This window comes from Dyadobacter sp. HNCC25DJ184 (assembly GCF_056895215.1).
In genome coordinates, this window is the sequence record NZ_JBXHAQ010000008.1 from 54,203 (window position 1) to 73,270 (window position 19,068).

Genomic DNA, 19,068 nt, shown 5'->3' on the forward strand with positions numbered 1-19,068 from the left:
AAGTAAATGTTCAAAGCTAGACCATCTAAACGCAGAGTTGGCAGGAGTTCAACGCAGATTTACGCAGAGTTTTACTTTGCAACATTACTCTGCGTTTAACGCCTTTGACCCTGCGTTAAAACAAACGACTATTCGCTATCAATCATTTGGAAATACTAATACATACCTCTTAATTCGCACTGTTATACTGTTCAACGCATAGTTATCAGGGGGGGCTCGTTGATATCCGATGGGTTTTTTGTTTTATTCTCTGCGTATCTCCGCGTTGAACTCCCATAACACTGCGTTTAAAAACATTTAGAAATAAACTTCCAACTCATGACCAATTCCGATATCGTCGAAGTATTAGAGCTTACCACCAAACTACTGGAACTTCACGGCGCTGATGCATTCAAGATCAAAAACTACGGCGTAGCCGCATTTTATCTTGATAAGTATAAGGAAAGCGAGCTCAGTGAAATGAGCCAGGAAGAGCTGTATAAATTGCAGGGTGTGGGCAAAAGTATGGCTGGAAAAGTGGAGGAAATTGCCAGAACCGGTACATTCCGCGAGTTGGAGGAACTGCTGGCCAATACACCTCCGGGAGTGCTTGATATGTTCAATATCAAAGGAATCGGACCCAAAAAGATAGCGGTTTTGTGGAAGGAATTGGGGATCGACAATTTGCACGAACTAGAACTGGCATGTATGAACGGGAGTGTTGCCAAAGTCAAAGGTTTCGGAGGAAGTACCCAACAAAAAATTCTGGATTCGCTGGCTTTTTTAAGAAGTCAGGAAGGAAAACTGAGGATGGATAAAGCACTTTATGTTGCATCTCAAATTGTGGAGCAACTGGAAAGTCATTTTGAAACGGTGGAAATTGCCGGAGAAATTCGGAGAAAGTCGGAGATTGTGGAAACGATCAAGATCATCGTGGAGACGGAATCAGCTGCGAAACTGATGACTGTTGTAGAGGGAATTGATATACTGATTGCCGATCCGCGAAAGTCATCGCCTTTTGTGTGGCGTGGAGAAATGGCGGATGTAAGAATTGCTGTTGAAATACTGGCGGTTAAGCCCGGGAGGTTTGTGAATGAGCTATTTTTGGAATCAGCATCCGAAGCGCATTTGGGATATGCTACTTCGCACGGAAGCACTGTTTGGAAGCAAGTGGTTTTGGAATCGTTTGACAATGAGCAGGCTATATATGAAAAGGCTGGCCTTCCTTATATCGTTCCGGAAATGCGGGAAGGGATTGGAGAATTTCAATGGGCCGAAAATCACAGTGCCGACGACCTCGTGACCTGGGATGACCTCAAGGGAATATTGCATAATCACAGTACATATTCCGACGGTCAGCATACGCTGGAACAAATGGCGCGGTATTGTCACGAACTTGGATTTGAGTACTTGGGTATTGCAGATCATTCACGTACAGCGATATATGCACAAGGTTTGGCTATTGAGGATGTACTTCGTCAGCATGAGGAGATTGAAAAATTGAATCAAAAATTTGCACAGGAAAATCCTGAAAAACCTTTTAAAATTTTGAAGGGGATTGAATCGGATATTCTGGGTGATGGTTCGCTGGATTATCCGGAAGATATTCTCGCGTCGTTTGACTATATCGTCGCGTCGGTCCACAGCAATTTGAATATGAGTTTGGAAAAAGCAACTTCTCGTTTGCTGACAGCTATCGAAAATCCATATACCACCATTCTTGGCCACCCAACAGGTCGCTTATTACTTTCAAGATCGGGTTATCCGATTGATCATAAGGTAATTATAGATGCCTGTGCAGCCAATAATGTGATCATGGAAATCAACGCATCACCATGGCGCCTGGACTTGGACTGGCGGTGGATTTCTTACTGCATCGAAAAAGGTGTAATGCTCAGCATCAATCCCGACGCTCACGCGATGGAAGGATATTTGGATATGCATTACGGAGTTGCAGTCGCGCGAAAGGGAGGGCTTACAAAGGATATGACTTTCAATGCTTTATCGTTGACAGATATGGAGGCCTTTATGAAAAAGAGGCTGGGAAGATAAATGTTTTTAAACCCAATGGGCGCGATGTTTTTTCGCAATGAATGCAAGAATTAACAGTGTCAACTAAAAGTCAAAAACAAGGTCTCGAAGGGCGTTAATTTGTGGTCTTAAAGTCCTGGTGCGCCTTGCTAAACCCGTCGCGTCCATTGTGTTTAAATCCTATTCTTTCGCTCCGGCAGCTTCCAAAATCCTGATCATTGGTTGATACTTTTGTCTTTTTGCATGAGTAAGAGCCGTAACTCCATCAGCATCAGGAATATTAACATCACAACCTGCGTCGACAAGCATTTGCAAAATTTGTACGAACTTTGGTCCCCCATTGGTCAAGATGACCGTTTCAAGCACCGCAGTCCAGCCGAGGTTATTCACATGATTGATAGGGAAGTCCTTGGTTTTCAATAGTTCAGCTACGGTCTCAACATGCCCTTTTTCAGAAGCCGGAATTAAAGCGCTACCGCCATATCGGTTGTAAACTTTGAAATCGGCCCCATGTGTTAGACACATTCTTACAATTTCAACATAACCCCTGGCACCTGCATATAGAAACGGACTGTCTTTGATGTCGTCCTGCGCATTTACATTTGCCCCTTTTTCGATCAATATTTTGGCTATTTCCACATGATTTCCGAGTGTGGCCAGCATCAATGGCGTTCGCTGGCGATCATCGCGGATTTCGATATCTGCGGCGGACGACACAAGTCGTTTTACCATTTCAATGTCGCCATTTTTAGCAGCATATAATAGGTCACTATTTTTTTGAGTAGTCATGTCTTTCTGGCACTGAACGCTAAGAGCGATGAAGATCGATAATGCGGTCAATAAAAGTTTAGTGGAAATATTTTCCCGGAATGATATCATATAAATCAACTAATTCATTGCTTCCTATCGCGAAAACCATTGCGCCTGTTGCGTTAAAATTTCATCTTTACCATTTTACTTCGCCGTCAAAACCTGCTCATCCGGTTTCGGCACGTAAGTCAGGATCGCATCGCGTAAAGTCTCGATCAATCTCGTTTTGACCTGCTGGCGATTCACAGATAAGAATATTTCCCGGTGAGGTTCCGGGAATCGAAAATTACGAATAAATTTCATTCGTTCTTCGCTTAATTCCATGACGGCCAGCTCGGGCAAAATCGTTATCCCGCCATTCCGATCGACCATTCTCATCAGCGTTTCGATACTTCCGGATCGATAATTGAAACTATGGCCGAATTCACTGTTTCTGCTCAATTCGCAAAGCTTTTGAATCTGAGTTCTGAAACAATGCCCTTCTTCCAAAAGCCATAGTTCGTTGGGTTCGATATCAGCCGGAAGGATATACTGTTTGTTATAAAGTCCGGTGTCTTTGGAAACGTATGCGTAAAATTTTTCTTTATATAAAGGCATGTCTTGCAGTGCTTTATCCTCCGAGGGGGAGGCGACAATCCCTGCGTCTATATTACCTACTTTCAATTCATTAATGATCCGCTCTGTGATCATCTCCGAAATATGAAGGCGTATATCCGGATATTTTTTGATAAAAGGCTGAACAAAATGAGGTAGCAGATATGGCGCGATAGTAGGAATGACACCGATACGCAACTCGCCCGACAAATCCCCGTTATAATGCCGCGCGATTTCATTCATCTTGCCCGCTTCCTTCAATATCACCTTGGCCTGATCAATGATTTGTCTGCCAATTCCGGTAGGTACGATCGGCTGCTTGGTACGATCAAATATCTTTATACCCAGCTCTTCCTCCAACTTCCTGATCATCATCGACAAAGTGGGTTGGGTAACATTACAATGTTCGGCGGCCTGAACAAAATGCCGGTGGTTATCAACGGCCACGATATATTCCAGTTGCTGGATATTCATTTCTTTTTTATAGATATACTTTATGCAAAGGTAAAAACTATAAGTGTTAATTATAAGCCGATTGCTTTCGGAGACGTAATTTTTGGCTTGAAGTGTAGTGATTTGTTAGTAATATTTTGTCAGAAAATGGTTGGGGACGCCCAGTCGGGGACGCCTAGTCGGGGGCGCCCAGTCATTAGTTGTTTATTGAGTTACAAAAGCGCAATATGCAAAGGAAGGTCTTTGTTCATCCTCAATCTTCACGTCTTCGTGGCAAAAAAATCAGCAAGTAGGTGTTGATAAAAATATTTAACAAAAAATTCGGCGAAATTTAGGGTAAGTGTTATTTCAGTTGTCATATACACGAAACAGGCAGTCATTAAAGTATAAAATAGCTATGAATATAGCCGATTCGCAGGTCCACGATATCAGCAAGGGCAGGGAAAAGGACTTTGAAATGGTGTTTAAAGCTCATTTCAAGGGTTTGCAAGCCTATGCGGCGACGATAGTCCGGGACGTTGTTATGGCGGAAGAAATGGTACAAAATGTATTTGTGCGTCTTTGGGAAAAAAGCGAGCAAATTGAGATCAGGGAGAGTGTGAGCGGATATTTGTATCGATCGGTATACCATGAGTGCCTGAATTATTTGAAACATTTGAAGGTGAGGGAAGCATATGAATCATATGCCGTGTACAGTATGGAAACAACAAGTAGTAGCAATGGAGCCCAGCATACGGAGCACAAGGAGTTGCAGCAGCGTTTGGAGGTGGCGTTGAATGAGCTGCCCGAAAAGTGCAGAACGATTTTTCAAATGAGTCGTTTTGAGGAACTCAAATATCAGGAAATAGCGGATCGGCTGAGTATTCCAGTCAAAATGGTTGAAAATCAGATGGGCAAAGCGTTGAAGTTGCTGAGGGTTCAACTTATTGATTATTTGCCAATTACGCTCATTTTATTTCTCATTCATTAACAACGAAGATCATGGCAACAGAACCTAGCATACATATAGATGGTCTTTTGGTGAAATTAATTTTGCAGGAGGCGACGGCAGACGAGAAGGTACAGGTAAACCAGTGGCTGTCAGAAAGTGAAGAGAATGTGAGGTATTTTTCCCATTTCAAACTGATCTGGGCAGAAAGCAAAAAACTGGAAGCAAAAAGCACAGTAGATGAAGAACTGGCCTGGCAGCGTTTTAAAAACCGCACCAATGAAACTAAAGAAGAGCCCAAAATAATCGAGTTTCGCCCTGCATGGTGGCAACGAACCTCCGGAATTGCGGCGATGGTTATTATGGCATTGGGAATTGGCTGGCTTATTTATTTGAATATGAATAGGTTTTCGGGAACAGGGCAGCGCCTGGTTCGTGCGGATAATCAGACTGTTTCGGATACGTTGCCCGACGGCTCGGTCGTGGTCCTAAACAAACATTCGTCTATATCATATAATGATCCATTCACGGCTGGTGACGAGCGGCATATTACGTTGACCGGCGAAGCGTTTTTTACCGTCACACCGGATAAAAAGAAGCCGTTCGTGATATCAGTGAAAGATGTGACAGTGAAGGTGGTAGGGACATCTTTCAATATCAAAGACAGCAAAACGGCAACGGAGGTGGTCGTGGAAACCGGAATCGTTGAAGTTTCAAAAAAGGCGGAAAGCGTGCGTCTTCATCCACAACAAAAAGTCAATGTGACTACACAAAGCGTTGAATTACAGCCTGAGAAGGTTCGTAATGGTTTTTATTCCTACTATCGAACCGGAAAACTGGTATGTCAGGATACACCACTGCCGGACCTGGTATCGACTTTAAATGACTATTACCATGCTGATATCGTCATTGAGAGCGATGAGGTTCGTAAACTCATGATCAATACCACATTTGATCAACAAACTTTACCAGAAATCTTGTCCGTTATTAGCAAAACATTCGACATCGCCATTCAACATAAAGGTGATCAGATCATTTTAAAATAGTGGTTATTTTTGTCGAATGATCCAATTTTACAACGCGTGCACAAGACTGATCGTTTTGGTGGTGGCTCTGCTGGCGACCACCAAAACCTATGGGCAAAGCTTTTTGAACAAGACAGTTTCCGTTTCAGCAAACCAGCAGACGATCGCCCAGGTGCTCAACACGGTCAGTGCTCAAGGCGGCTTCTACTTTTCTTACAGCAGCACAATTCTTCCGGGCGACAGCGTCGTCAGCATAGCGTACAGGGCCATTACCGTTCGGAATGTTTTGGACAAATTGCTGGGCGATGGATATCAATATAAAGAAACAGGAGCTTATCTTATTATTCAGCGGAAATCTCAGGAGAAATACCTGATTGTCAGTGGGTATATCTCGGATCAAGAAACCGGAGCTCCTGCGGATTTTGTGAGTGTATATTCCAAAACAAAGCTCGTTTCCGACCTCACCAATGAAAATGGATTTTTCAAATTGAAGTTTAAGGACGGAAGTTTTCCGCTTTCCATTTCAGTGAGTAAGGTGGGATATGCCGATACTACGGTCATCGTAAACGCTGCGTCAGAGCTTCGTATTAGCATGATTTTAAAACCTGTGGAACTGGATCCGGTCTGGGTAAGGTATTCAGAAGCAGAGCGTACCTGGCTGGGTCGTTTGTTTGTTTCCGATAAGTTAAGATTACAAAGCCGCAACATCGGGAAGTTTTTTGTCTCTCTTCCGTATCAGGCATCACTGACGCCTGGATTGAGTACCCACGGCATGATGAATTCTCAAATTGAAAATAAAATATCACTTAACCTGATCGGTGGATATAGCGGCGGCGTCAACGGCGTCGAACTTGCGGGTATGTTTAATATCACTAAACGAAGCATGCGATATGTGCAGGTGGCGGGTTGGTTTAATGTTACTTCCGGGGATGTTCGAGGTGTGCAGGCAGCAGGGATTTACAATCACGTCCTTGATTCACTTCAGGGTGTGCAAGTTGCTGGTACTGCGAATCTGCTTCTGAAAAACATGCATGGCGCACAAATTGGGGGCATCCTCAATATTGCCGGTGGAAGTATCGATGGCGTTCAGGTTGCGGGCGCGGCCAATGTTGCGAAAGGGCGGGGAAGGGGTGCGCAGATCTCCGGCATATTCAACCATATCGACAGTTCATTCAACGGAGTTCAGGTCGCAGCCGCCGTGAATAGCACTTTTAGTACAGTACACGGTGCGCAAATATCCAGTCTTTTTAATACAGCCCGTAAAACAGAAGGTCTGCAACTGAGCTTTTTTAACTATACCCGAAAACTGAAAGGGGCACAAATCGGTCTCATTAACTACGCAGACAGCTCGTCCGGTGTCAGTATTGGTATTATCAATATTGTGAAACATGGCACATCCAATATCTCGCTATATGCCAATGAAATTGCACCATTCAATTTGGCATGGAAAATGGGAAATCGAAAGATGTATACAATGATCATGGGTGGTGTTGGGATAAGCAGCGGCAATAAAGTATATACTCTTGGGTTAGGGATTGGGAAAGAATTTAAAATGAGCAAGTTGCTTGGATTGCAGGCAGAAATTTCATCTCAAAGTATTATTCAGAATTCGTGGGAAAACCCCGGAGGATTGGTACGAAGCCAAATGTCGCTGGCCTTCTGGTTGAGTGAAAGGGTTTCCTTATATGTTGGTCCGGCTTTTTCCATATACTATAATGAAAATGCGGAGGTCGTACCCGGATACAAAACATTTCCACCGGGCTATTTGAATGCAGTTCCAATCGGCGACAAAGCGACGGGATGGATTGGTGCGCAGGCTGGGTTAAGCTGGCGGTATGGTCGGAAGTAAGGTTCTAACGTACAGGCCGTTGCAAGACTTACCAGGTTTTGAAAACCCGGTAAGTCTTGTCTATTATTCTGGTATATGATCAGACTTAGCGCCCCATCGCGAAACCCATCGCGTCTATTGCGTTTAAAACCTCTTTAAAAATAATTTCCAACAAAATTTAGGGTAAACGTCGGGTCAGGTGTCGATATATCGCACACAGCAAATGAGCGATACGACCGAAGGCCTGCGGTCATGACTTGGAAAATGAGCTGTTGTGCTTCCATTATTCAGCATCATTTAAAGTATAAGATCATGAGCCATAATTTTAAAATAATCAGCACAATCGTTTTTCTGATGATATCACTTTCTGGCCTTGCGCAGGAAACCAGAAAAACGCATATCGGATTTGTATATCCGGTCAGCACGAACGGACTTGACGCACCCAAAATATCAAATGACTTTTCCCTGCATTTAATCGGAGGTGTTTCCAGATCTGAAAAAGGCTTTGCGATGGCAGGTATTGGTAATTTGACTGAGGCGAGTCATGGGGTAATGATCGCCGGAGTTTCTAATGTCGTCAAAGATACGGCGGAGGGCTTTCATCTGGCAGGTTTGGTGAATGTTACAGGAAAAGATTCCAAAGCGGTCGAAGTGGCTGGACTAGCTAATATTTCAGGAGGTAATTCTATCACACAGATATCAGGTCTGAGCAGTGTGGCTAAAGGTGAAGTAAAAGGCATCCAGCTTTCGGGCTTTAGCAATTATGCACAGGATGCGAAAACGCAGATTGCGGGATTTAGCAGTACGGCAAAAGGACAAGTGAAAGGCGTTCAGCTTTCCGGATTTGTGAACTATGCGAACGAAGTCAATACCCAGGTTGCGGGATTTATAAATGTTGCAAAAAAAGTTAAAGGCGTGCAGATTGCCGGATTTATCAATATTGCCGACAGCAGCGACTATCCGATTGGCCTCGTCAATATCATAAGGAATGGTGAAAAGAGCTTTTCTGTAAGCGTTGATGAAACCGTGACGACTATGGCCACTTTTCGCTCCGGTGGTAAAAAGTTATATGGAATAGTGGGCGGCGGCTATAATCTCAAATTTGCGGACGAGGCGATTTATGGTTTTGAGGCTGGTTTCGGGATGAATATTCGTGTCAGTCAGCGTTTCAAAATAACACCGGAACTGGTCTCGCAAAATCTGTTTCAATCTGGAGATAGCGACTATTTCAAATCCTCTGTTCGGGCGCTGGCCGTGTTTCAATTTTCAAAACACTTCGCAATCTTCGGCGGGCCGACTTTCAACTATGTAAACTATCCAAAGAGTGAAACGAATGCCTTTATGAACGATTTTCTTTGGGAAAATACGAGATCAAATGGCGATTTTGAGGGGTTGTATTTGGGCGTAAACGGCGGAATCAGATTAATATTGTAGGTGGAAACAAGAAGTATACCTTTGTAAAATATTATGCTTTCGTGGTATGGTTATATATGACGGCTGGTTTTGTGGCGTTTTGGGGCAATAAGTTTAGTTACTTCCCCAAACCACACAATCACCGCTCAAAAGCTAAGATGCTCACAGTAAGTGCTATATCTCTTTTGGTAAGCAATGGTTTCAGTTTTGCCCGTATCCGGTCAGTACCTGTTCCATTTATTAACTTAAAAATTAAATTATGAGAAAACTGGCGTTTATAGGAGCAATACTTTTTGCAACTGCCATGGGATGTAGCGACGATGATGACGACAGCACAATACCAGCGATTCCACAGCCTGAATTGAAAGTGACCACTACTCTAAATGGTGGTAATGAAGTTCCGTTGAATGCATCAACCGCTACCGGAGATGTAGAGGGAACTCTTGATCAGGAAAAACGGATTCTAAAATTAAACATTACTTACAGTGATTCTGCCGCAGCTGACACCACAGTAAGCGATTCACTTAAACCGTTTATTCCGACCGCCTGGCATATTCACAAAGCACCAGCAGACAGCGCGGGAGCTGTTGTAATTGATTTGGGATCGACATTTACTTCCCCATTCGTATTTACCGATACATTGACAGCTGAACAGATGACAGATTTGAAAAATGGCAAATACTATCTGAATATCCACACGGCTAACCATCCGATGGGAGAGATCAGAGGCCAATTGAAAGCTGAAGAGGCGAATTAAATGGATTGAAAACCATATAAGTTAAATCAAAAATAGCTGCTCGAAAGGCAGCTATTTTTGATTTGGTATGCTAAGTGTTTGCAAAATCCCCAAGGATCATTTTAGATTTCAAACTTGCTCCAGGATGTTTGTAAGCCTACGACCGCCGAAAGCTGAGGGCCGTTAGCCACCTTAAAATAGCGTTTTCGCTTTTTCAAGCGCGGAATCCAAGCCGGAAGCATCCGAACCGCCCGCGGTTGCAAAGAAAGGCTGGCCACCGCCACCACCTTTGATCTCCCTGGCCAGTTCTTTCACAATTTTTCCTGCATTCAGATTTGCGTCTCCAACCAGGTGTTCAGCAATATATACCGACAGTTGTGGTTTTCCATTAATTTCCGTTCCAAAAACTGCGATCAGATTTTCAACCTGATCTTTTAATTCATATGAAAGTTGTTTCAACGAATCTACAGACGGAACTTCGACTTTTTCGACCAATAAATTGAAAGACTGATATTTCTTCACCTTATCAAGCAAAGCAGTTTTTATACCCTGCACTTTTTCATTTTCCAGTGAGGCAACTTTCTTTTGAAGAAGCGCTCTTTCTTCCAACAACGCTTCAAGCGATTTGACGATATCAGACGGGCTTTTCAGTAATTCTTTTACTTTACTCAGCGTGTCTTCCTGGCTTCTCATTAATTCCAGCGCCCGCTCGCCAGTCACTGCTTCCACACGGCGAACACCGGCTGACACCGAGCCTTCTGAAATAAATTTGAATATCCCGATTTTGCCTGTAGAGTCAATATGGGTTCCGCCGCAAAGCTCAAACGAGAACTTCGGGTCGAATATGATCAGACGAACGAAATCGCCGTATTTTTCACCGAAAGTAGCCGTTGCCCCTGCGTCAAGTGCCTGCTGGATAGGTACGTTACGTCGTTCATCAAGTTTGATATTCTCTCGGATTTTCTCATTAACGATGTCCTCAATTTTGAGCAATTCTTCATCCGTCACTTTCGCGAAGTGAGAAAAGTCAAATCTCAAGACTTCATCATTCAGATAAGAGCCTTTCTGGCCGATATGGTTACCCAAAACCTCTCGCATCGACGACAACATCAAGTGGGTAGCGGAGTGGTTTGCCTTTATTTTCTCTCTTCTCTCAATATTGATTTTCGCCTTAACGATACCGGCAGAAGTCAACGCCTCGTCCAGATTTTTATCTTCAGATATATGTACAAAAAGATCGTTTTCCTTTTTTGTGTCAACGATATTAACCTTGATCAATTGGCCATCTTTATCCCACTCCAAAGTTCCGGTATCGCCAACCTGTCCGCCCATTTCGGCGTAGAAAGGAGTTTTATCAAGCACAATATGATATTGCTCGCCTGTTTTGGTTTTTACTTTTCTGAACTTGGTAATATGGCTATGCGTTTCCTCAAAATCATATCCCAAAAACTCCACGCCATCCGACTCACGAATTTCGATCCAGTCTGTCGCTTCTTTGGCGGCATCCTGGCGGGAACGTTTTTTCTGCTCAGCCAATGCATCCTGAAAACCCACCTCATCTATCTCGAGGCCTTTCTCACGTGCGATCAGGGCTGTAAGGTCAACAGGGAACCCGAAGGTATCGCTCAATTCAAAAACTTCATTGCCAGCAATGACGTGTATTTCGCTCGCTTTCAGGTTGTTGGTAATATTGTCCAATCTCTTCAAGCCGGATTCTAGCGTGCGAAGGAAACTGCGTTCTTCTTCCAATATCACTTTCGTAACAAACTCTTCCTGAGCTTTCAATTCCGTGAAAACGTCCTTGAACTGTTCAGCCAACACTGGTACCAGTTTATGGAAAAATGGCTCTTGTAAGCCAAGATACGAATATCCGTAACGAACCGCACGACGCAAAATCCTGCGGATTACATATCCCGCTTTCACATTTGATGGGAGCTGCCCGTCGGTTATAGCAAAAGCAACGGCACGGATATGGTCAGAAATCACCCGCATCGCTATGTCCGCATATGTTTCTGACCCGTAGGCTTTACCTGAAAATTGTTCTAAAACCTGAATGGTATTCTGAAATACGTCGGTGTCGTAGTTGGATGTTTTATTCTGAACAGCCATACAAAGCCTCTCAAAGCCCATCCCGGTATCGACGTGCGTCGCAGGGAGCGGTATTAAAGAGCTGTCTGCTTTACGCTCAAACTGCATAAATACAAGATTCCAGATTTCGACAACCTGAGGGTGGTCGTTATTTACCAGACTTTTTCCAGATATTAAATCGACCTCAGATTGAGGACGAAGATCGACGTGGATTTCGGAACAGGGCCCGCATGGACCCGTGTCGCCCATTTCCCAGAAATTGTCTTTTTTATTGCCTAATATGATCCGGTCTTCTCCCACGATAGGTTTCCACAGATCCCAGGCTTCTTGGTCGAAAGGTACGTTGTCTTTGCTATCTCCCTCAAAAACAGACACATATAGTCTGTCTTTTGGGAGTTTATATACTTCTGTCAGTAACTCCCAAGCCCATGTAATCGCTTCTTTTTTGAAATAATCACCAAATGACCAGTTGCCGAGCATTTCGAACATGGTATGGTGGTAAGTATCAAAACCAACATCTTCAAGGTCATTGTGCTTGCCCGAAACTCGAAGGCATTTTTGAGTATCCGCAATACGTTTTGAAGGCGGTGTTCCATTTCCAAGGAAGAAGTCCTTAAACTGCGCCATCCCTGAGTTGTTAAACATCAGCGTTGGGTCGTTTTTTGCTACTAGTGGAGCAGATGGAACAATAAGGTGCTCTTTGCTTTTGAAAAATTCCAGAAATGCCTGACGTATTTGATGCGAAGTCATAAAAATATATGCGATTTTAATTCAGCGACCGGAAAAACTCCGTTTGATATCCTATCTAAAATTCCGGCAAAGGTAGGGAAAAAAAGGGGAAAGGTGGAAGGGGAAATAGGGAGGAATGGAGGAGGGGTTAAAGGTTAAAGGAACCGCGCTCCGACGTGACTGGAACCTATTTACAATCGGTTCCCCATGTTTCTGCGTTTGCAACGCAACTTTTTAGGGAGTTATTCTACAAAAATAGGACTATACATTGAATCTTGTTGCGTATATTATGATTATTCCTTGTTTCTGGTGGTTTTTTGTCAACTTTGCCTACTGATATTTATTTTAATTCTGAATATTTCATATTAAGAGTATAATCAATAGCTGCCTTTCTTTTTTTAGAAATTCAGAAACATTAACAAACCATTCATTTTGAGATTAAACAGAGTCCACTCGAAGTGAATTGCACCAATTAAATTGACCATTTAAAATGTTATTGATGAAACCCTATTCCGAGTTTTCGGCTGAGGAGCTAGCAATGGAAAAGTTGTTTATAAGATGGGTTCGATTTCCGGAAGACCCTTCGATGAGCAACTATTGGGAAGGGTTGATAGCCGAAAATCCTTTTATGAAGGAAACCGTACAAACAGCCAAAGAGCTTGTTAAACAGGCATCTGACTGGAAACTTGAGTCGATTTCGGGACAGGAAGCCAACTCTCTTTGGGAACGAATTCGTAATTCTTTGGATATCATCACCGACAAAGAAGCCAATAAGTCTGGCGGTGGACTTTTGTCCATGAAAGCGTCCAAAAATGCACTTCTTATCGGGCTCGTTTCCCTCGGGCTAATCTTAATTCTCTTCTATCTTTCTTTGGTGAGGTAGTTCTACATTCCCTTTTTTAACAAGATACCTCCATTTTCTCAGCATGAAGCTCTGAGCGAACTAGTGCTTGAATATGCTCTTCCCATTTATATGCATCCTCGCACTAGCAAATGGAGTTGCCTAACACTTCCGTGACAGTGATGTTGTCTTGTTGATTTATTGGAATAATTCAATTTTATCTACTATCCAGCTTATTGCAGAATCTCGATAAAGTGTCGAATATATTGATATATTTCAAAAAAATATTTGATACCGGCAATAATGGCAACGTTCCCGATAACGATTGCACAAATAAAAAACACGATTTTCTTCCATTTTTGTTGCCGAATTTCTATTCTCACCACATCATTGTCCATTGTACTATACACACAAAAAATAGAATAATATGTTTTGTGCAATAGTTCTGCATTTCGGTCGGCAGCGCGGATAGTCCACCCTCAGATCAGCGTCAATTTTTCACCCATTTTTTCGATAACTGTTTTAGTATGAAGAGCAACGGGATTGTGAGGAAGCAGAACAGGATATTTTTGATATTTGACAATTTTTATAAAAAAATAAATTATTCAAATAGGGGTGAATGAAAACAATGTCGTCAAATAAGCACCGTATCTTTTAAATTAAACCAATCCATAAAATGAAAAGAACCTTTACCAATGTAAGGATGATTTTATGTGGCGGAACGATCGTAGGCCTCCTGGGCCTCCAGACGTTCACGCATGCTTCTCCTCACTTGAAAACTTTAACAGCAAATGTGTCTTCAGTAGGCATCGACAAATCGGTGTCTGGTCAGGTAATTTCATCTGAAGATAATACGGGTATCCCTGGTGTGTCGGTAGTGTTGAAAGGATCCAGAACAGGTACAAATACCGACGTTGATGGTAAGTTCAAGATTGAAGTAACGGATGACAACTCGGTGCTGGTATTCTCGGCGGTGGGCTTTGTAACGCAAGAAATCGTGGTTGGGAATAAAAGTAGTGTTTCAGTCACTTTGGTAGCAGACCTTAAAACTTTGACTGAGATAGTAGTGGTGGGTTATGGAACTCAAAAGAAGAGTCAGGTAACTGGTGCAATTTCTTCGGTAAGTTCCAAAGAAATCAACGAAATGCCGCTTACAAACCTTGGTCAGGCGCTGCAAGGACGTGCTGCCGGAGTAGATGTTACCCAATCGGGTTCAAAACCAGGTACTGCTCCAAAAATCCTGATTCGGGGTCGCAGGTCATTTAACGCAGGTAACGATCCGCTTTATGTAGTTGACGGAATTCCACTTTCCGCTGGTTATGAGGATCTTAACCCAAGTGATATTCAATCAATGGAGGTTTTGAAGGATGCAACTGCGACTGCAATTTATGGAGCGAGAGGTGCGAACGGGGTTGTTATTGTTTCGACAAAAAGAGGTGCGATAAAAGGAAAAACTACGGTAAGTTATGATGCTTATGTGGGAGTTTCCAAGCCACTCGATAAAATTGAGCTATTTAATGGACCGGAATTCGCTGAGTTTGTCAGAGAATCATATCGTGCTACAGGAGGATATACCGACGCAAATGGCAATCCGGTTGCATCAGGCGTGATAGATCCGGTAGCAGATAAAAAAGTGGCGGTGTTAGGTGGTGACCCGAATGTTGCAAAAGGAATTGCTAACGGAACGAGTACTGACTGGCAGGATCTGATCCTGAAAAATGGAGTAATGCAAAACCATTCCATAGGTGTTCAGGGCGGAAATGAGAGAACTCAGTTCTATATTTCAGGTGGTTTTTTCCGTGATAAGGGTATCGTTGAGGGACTTGATTTTACAAGAACTTCGCTTCGTGCAAACATCGATCACAGCGTAAACTCCTGGTTCAAAGTTGGTTTGGCTTCCTATTCGATGTATAGCATCAGAAACGGAGAGAACCTTAATACCTATGGTTTTACAATTCAACAAAATCCGCTTGCCGTGCCATACGATGAAAATGGCAAGATGATCTTCTCACCTACCAATGATGCACTACTGACCAACCCGTTGGCGGAAATTGTGCCCGGTGCACAAGTCGACAACCTGAAAAGATATCGGATATTCAATAGTCTTTACGCAGAATTTAAAATCATCGATGGTTTAAAATACCGTGTTAATTTCGGTCCTGACTTCACAATTTCCAGATATGGACGCTTCATCGGCTCTCAAACAAACGCACGGAAAGGTGGTGATGCGCAGGCTACTGCTGGTAACAACATTACCTTTAACTGGACGCTGGAAAACGTAGTAACCTATAACAAAACCTTTGGTGGAAAGCACAACTTGGGTGTTACTTTACTTCACTCCATTCAACGCGACAATTCTGAGACCTACATCACCAATACACAAGGGGTACCCGCTGAATCAATGCAGTTCTATAACCTCGGTGCATCTTCTACAATCCTTGGAGTTGGAAGTAACTTGTCGCAGTGGACGATCAACTCGTACATGGCTCGTGTGAACTATGACTTCAATGATAAATATCTGGTTACCTTGACGTTACGTCGCGATGGATCAAGCCGGTTCGGTGAAAATTCTAAATATGGTAATTTCCCGGGAGTAGCTGTGGGCTGGAATTTGAGCAACGAATCATTCATGAGAGGAATTTCCTGGTTAGATCTTTTGAAAGTTAGAGCGGGCTGGGGTAAAGTGGGTAACCAAGGGGTTGCTCCATACCAAACTCAGGGTTTGTTGGGCAGAACTGCCTATGCATGGGGAGCAGTTGGAGCGTACGGATATCGTCCAAACACAATTGGAAACCCGGATTTGAGATGGGAATCTTCAGCTACATCCAATATCGGTCTAGACTTCTCTTTCTGGAGAGGAAGACTTCAGGGATCACTTGAATTCTACCAGACAAATACCACAGATTTGCTATTGTCAGATCAGTTGCCAGGTTCTACAGGATTTAACGCTGTGACCAGAAACGTGGGGGAAACTCGTAACCGCGGTATTGAGTTAAGTTTCTCAACCATTAACATAAACAGAGAATCTAGCTTTAAATGGTCAACAGACTTTACTTTTACCAAAAACACCGAAGCCATTCTTTCCCTATATAATGGAAAAGTGGATGACGTAGGTAACGGCTGGTTTATCGGTCACCCGTTGAGTACCGTGTTTAATTACCGCAAGGATGGTATCTGGCAGGCAAATGAAGCGGATGCTGCAAAATCCTATGCAAGTGAGGTAGGGCAGATTAAGATCAGAGATCTCAATAACGATGGTATTATTAATGCGGATGACCGTGAAATTATTGGATCTGATGTTCCGAAATTCAATGCGGGTATAACGAACAGGTTCTCCTTCAAAGGGTTTGACTTGTCATTCTTTTTCTTCGCTCGTGTTGGAAACTTGATTCGTAGTGAATTCCACAATAGCAACAACGCACTTGCCGGTCGTTATCAGCAAATTAAAGTGGATTACTGGACACCAAACAACCCTACCAATGAGTTTCCTCGCCCGAAAAGCAACCAGGAATTCCCTGTATATGGTAGCACGCTTACTTACTACGATGGAACGTTCGTGAAACTGCGTAATATCAACTTCGGATATTCATTCAATGAAAAAGTAGCGAAGAAATTGGGTATGGAACAGTTCAGGTTATATACCAGCATCCAGCAGCCGGTAATTTGGTCGAAATACAGATCCAAATACAACGGAATTGACCCTGAAACTACTGGTTTGGCAGCGGGTGGAACAGGTGTGACGCCTGCGACAACGGTAATTACTTTTGGTTTGAACGCCAAATTTTAATAGAGATTATTAAACAAACAGACGGTTAAACCTGAAGTATATACATAAGAAATCATGAGATTAAAAAAGACAATAATGATCATGGGTATGACGGCGCTCCTGTTGGGTGGGCAGTCATGTAAGGATATTTTGGATGAGGAGATTGTATCTGGGATCGGCAACGACTACATGAACACTCCAAAAGGGTTCGAGGATGCAGTGCGTGCTGCATATTCATCTCTTCGGTTTTATTACGGAACCCAGCAAGGGCTGACTATGAGCGAATTTGGTACTGACATTTACGCGACCGGTGCCGATGGCGGATATAAAGGTTTCCATTTTTATGACGGTCAGTTGAACCCGACGGTAGACTACCTTGCCACAACCTGGGACGAACTCTACAAAGGGATCAATACCTGCAACGCGGTAATAGACAGAGTTGCAAACGTAACCGGTGTTGCAGATAATATTAAAGCGTTGCGAATCGCGGAAGTGAAATTTCTGAGAGCTCATTTCTATTATATCCTGCATCAGCAATATGGTGGTGTAGACCTTCGCTTGACGGAAACTGTGTTGCCAACAAAGGAGACAAAAAGAGCAACCGATTCCGAGATGTATACCCAGATAATTGCTGATTTGAACGATGCAATTGCCGGGCTTGAAGCAAAAGCGCAGTCTACCGACTATGGCCGGGCAACCAAACCTGCAGCGGAAGCGCTTTTGGCGAAAGTATACCTCGCAAAAGGTTATTCTGCCTCAAAATCTCCGGACGACTTTACAAAGGCGGCAGCTTTATGTGAAAGTGTGGTTAGTAACTATGGCTACAAACTCCTTGATGACTTTGCAAGCGTTTTTGATCAAAACAATCAGGTAAATAGCGAAGTAGTATTTGCGATTCAGTATACGGCAGATCCATTGACTAACAATCTTGGAAATAGTTTGCACTTGTATTTTGGTATGCAATATGACGTGCAGCCGGGTATGGAGCGTGATGTTTTCTACGGTCGTCCATTCAAGCGTCTGCGTCCGACCAGCTACCTGATCAACACAGTCTTCAAAGATCGCACGAACGACTCGAGGTATAAGAAGACATTCCGTGACACATGGAAGTCTAACAAGCCTGGTACGTATAATTCGGCGTCGTTCGATGACTCCAAAACATCAGTTACTTTTGCGTCTGGCGATACTGCAATCTTCATCCCGGGTTATGAAATGACGAAGGAAGAAAGGGCTACGAAAAAGTATCAGGTTTTGGTTCCAAGTAAATATAGCGAGGCATTATTCCCAACTTTACAGAAGTTTTTTGATACGCAACGCCCGGACAAAACTTACGAAGCTGGAAGCCGTGACTATTTTGCAATTCGTTTGGCAGATGTTTATCTGATGCTTGCTGAAGCTCAATTAAAAGCAGGGAATACAGCAAGAGCAACAGAGGCAATCAACGCGGTTCGATACAGAGCAGGATGGCCAGGTAAAAAGGATGCGATGCTTATCAAAGAAGCAGATATGACTATGGAAATGGTTATTGAGGAAAGAGCGAGAGAGTTGGCTGGCGAGCAGACAAGGTGGCTGGATTTGAAAAGATGGGGGCTATTGCTGGAACGTGTTAAATTGTACAATCCACAAGCAGCGGTCAACATCAAGGATTTCCACGTTCTTCGACCGATCCCTCAGACCCAGATCGACAGAAGCGCAAAAACAACTGATGGAAAGTCAGTTTTCCCGCAGAATCCTGGATATTGAGATATCATTAATTGAAGTGAACCGGAGGGTGTCTGTATAGACATCCTCTTTCTTGTTCTCAGCATCCTGCCGTTCAATAAACATCTCTCCAACTTGTGGTATTA

The 19,068-nt window shown here is 43.2% G+C and carries 12 protein-coding genes; 9 read left to right on the top strand and 3 right to left on the bottom strand.

Translation table 11 applies throughout. From position 1 onward, the window contains the following. Positions 1-318 precede the first annotated feature (318 nt). Complete coding sequence (locus tag AC1XUD_RS13660; protein ID WP_483361574.1) at positions 319-2,031, top strand: PHP domain-containing protein; 1,713 nt, start codon at positions 319-321, stop codon at positions 2,029-2,031. A 159-nt stretch (positions 2,032-2,190) separates the two neighbouring features. Here AC1XUD_RS13660 and AC1XUD_RS13665 read toward each other — a convergent pair whose 3' ends face one another. Both AC1XUD_RS13665 and AC1XUD_RS13670 read right to left on the bottom strand, forming a co-directional pair. Then, a complete protein-coding gene (locus AC1XUD_RS13665) occupies positions 2,191-2,799 on the bottom strand; it encodes an ankyrin repeat domain-containing protein (RefSeq protein ID WP_483361575.1) in 609 nt (202 codons plus the stop codon). Between the two features lie 165 nt (positions 2,800-2,964). Next, positions 2,965-3,888, bottom strand: a complete 924-nt coding sequence (locus tag AC1XUD_RS13670) for a LysR substrate-binding domain-containing protein (RefSeq protein WP_483361576.1) — start codon at positions 3,886-3,888, stop codon at positions 2,965-2,967. A 376-nt stretch (positions 3,889-4,264) separates the two neighbouring features. Between AC1XUD_RS13670 and AC1XUD_RS13675 the strand changes: the two genes are divergently transcribed. The 5 genes from AC1XUD_RS13675 to AC1XUD_RS13695 all read left to right on the top strand — a co-directional run bounded on the left by AC1XUD_RS13675 (position 4,265) and on the right by AC1XUD_RS13695 (position 9,818). Further along, entirely contained in the window at positions 4,265-4,837 is a 573-nt protein-coding gene (locus AC1XUD_RS13675) for an RNA polymerase sigma-70 factor (RefSeq protein ID WP_483361577.1), read from the top strand. Positions 4,838-4,848: 11 nt separating this feature from the next. Beyond that, positions 4,849-5,841 (top strand): FecR family protein, encoded by a 993-nt coding sequence (locus AC1XUD_RS13680; RefSeq protein WP_483361578.1) that lies wholly within the window; start codon positions 4,849-4,851, stop codon positions 5,839-5,841. Between the two features lie 16 nt (positions 5,842-5,857). Continuing rightward, complete coding sequence (locus AC1XUD_RS13685) at positions 5,858-7,669, top strand: LA_2272 family surface repeat-containing protein (RefSeq protein ID WP_483361579.1); 1,812 nt, start codon at positions 5,858-5,860, stop codon at positions 7,667-7,669. Between the two features lie 291 nt (positions 7,670-7,960). Continuing rightward, complete coding sequence (locus AC1XUD_RS13690) at positions 7,961-9,082, top strand: hypothetical protein (protein WP_483361580.1); 1,122 nt, start codon at positions 7,961-7,963, stop codon at positions 9,080-9,082. 238 nt (positions 9,083-9,320) lie between these two features. Continuing rightward, positions 9,321-9,818, top strand: a complete 498-nt coding sequence (locus AC1XUD_RS13695) for a CHRD domain-containing protein (RefSeq protein ID WP_483361581.1) — start codon at positions 9,321-9,323, stop codon at positions 9,816-9,818. A gap of 171 nt (positions 9,819-9,989) precedes the next feature. Here AC1XUD_RS13695 and alaS read toward each other — a convergent pair whose 3' ends face one another. Beyond that, positions 9,990-12,635, bottom strand: coding sequence for an alanine--tRNA ligase (gene alaS, locus AC1XUD_RS13700; protein WP_483361582.1), 2,646 nt, complete (start codon positions 12,633-12,635; stop codon positions 9,990-9,992). A gap of 478 nt (positions 12,636-13,113) precedes the next feature. Between alaS and AC1XUD_RS13705 the strand changes: the two genes are divergently transcribed. From AC1XUD_RS13705 to AC1XUD_RS13715, 3 genes are all read left to right on the top strand, one after another. Further along, positions 13,114-13,497 carry a hypothetical protein gene (locus AC1XUD_RS13705; RefSeq protein ID WP_483361583.1) on the top strand — a complete coding sequence of 128 codons (384 nt, stop codon included), beginning with the start codon at positions 13,114-13,116 and terminating at the stop codon, positions 13,495-13,497. A 634-nt stretch (positions 13,498-14,131) separates the two neighbouring features. Then, entirely contained in the window at positions 14,132-17,242 is a 3,111-nt protein-coding gene (locus tag AC1XUD_RS13710) for a SusC/RagA family TonB-linked outer membrane protein (protein ID WP_483361584.1), read from the top strand. A 54-nt stretch (positions 17,243-17,296) separates the two neighbouring features. After that, positions 17,297-18,964 (top strand): RagB/SusD family nutrient uptake outer membrane protein, encoded by a 1,668-nt coding sequence (locus AC1XUD_RS13715; protein WP_483361585.1) that lies wholly within the window; start codon positions 17,297-17,299, stop codon positions 18,962-18,964. Positions 18,965-19,068: the final 104 nt, after the last annotated feature.

Bases quoted from the DNA above. Each gene is read 5' to 3' on its own strand.
- AC1XUD_RS13715 (WP_483361585.1), top strand. From the start codon at position 17,297: ATGAGATTAAAAAAGACAATAATGATCATGGGTATGACGGCGCTCCTG.
- AC1XUD_RS13660 (WP_483361574.1), top strand. From the start codon at position 319: ATGACCAATTCCGATATCGTCGAAGTATTAGAGCTTACCACCAAACTA.
- AC1XUD_RS13670 (WP_483361576.1), bottom strand. From the start codon at position 3,888: ATGAATATCCAGCAACTGGAATATATCGTGGCCGTTGATAACCACCGG.
- AC1XUD_RS13690 (WP_483361580.1), top strand. From the start codon at position 7,961: ATGAGCCATAATTTTAAAATAATCAGCACAATCGTTTTTCTGATGATA.
- AC1XUD_RS13675 (WP_483361577.1), top strand. From the start codon at position 4,265: ATGAATATAGCCGATTCGCAGGTCCACGATATCAGCAAGGGCAGGGAA.
- AC1XUD_RS13695 (WP_483361581.1), top strand. From the start codon at position 9,321: ATGAGAAAACTGGCGTTTATAGGAGCAATACTTTTTGCAACTGCCATG.
- AC1XUD_RS13685 (WP_483361579.1), top strand. From the start codon at position 5,858: ATGATCCAATTTTACAACGCGTGCACAAGACTGATCGTTTTGGTGGTG.
- alaS (WP_483361582.1), bottom strand. From the start codon at position 12,635: ATGACTTCGCATCAAATACGTCAGGCATTTCTGGAATTTTTCAAAAGC.
- AC1XUD_RS13710 (WP_483361584.1), top strand. From the start codon at position 14,132: ATGAAAAGAACCTTTACCAATGTAAGGATGATTTTATGTGGCGGAACG.
- AC1XUD_RS13680 (WP_483361578.1), top strand. From the start codon at position 4,849: ATGGCAACAGAACCTAGCATACATATAGATGGTCTTTTGGTGAAATTA.
- AC1XUD_RS13705 (WP_483361583.1), top strand. From the start codon at position 13,114: ATGAAACCCTATTCCGAGTTTTCGGCTGAGGAGCTAGCAATGGAAAAG.
- AC1XUD_RS13665 (WP_483361575.1), bottom strand. From the start codon at position 2,799: ATGACTACTCAAAAAAATAGTGACCTATTATATGCTGCTAAAAATGGC.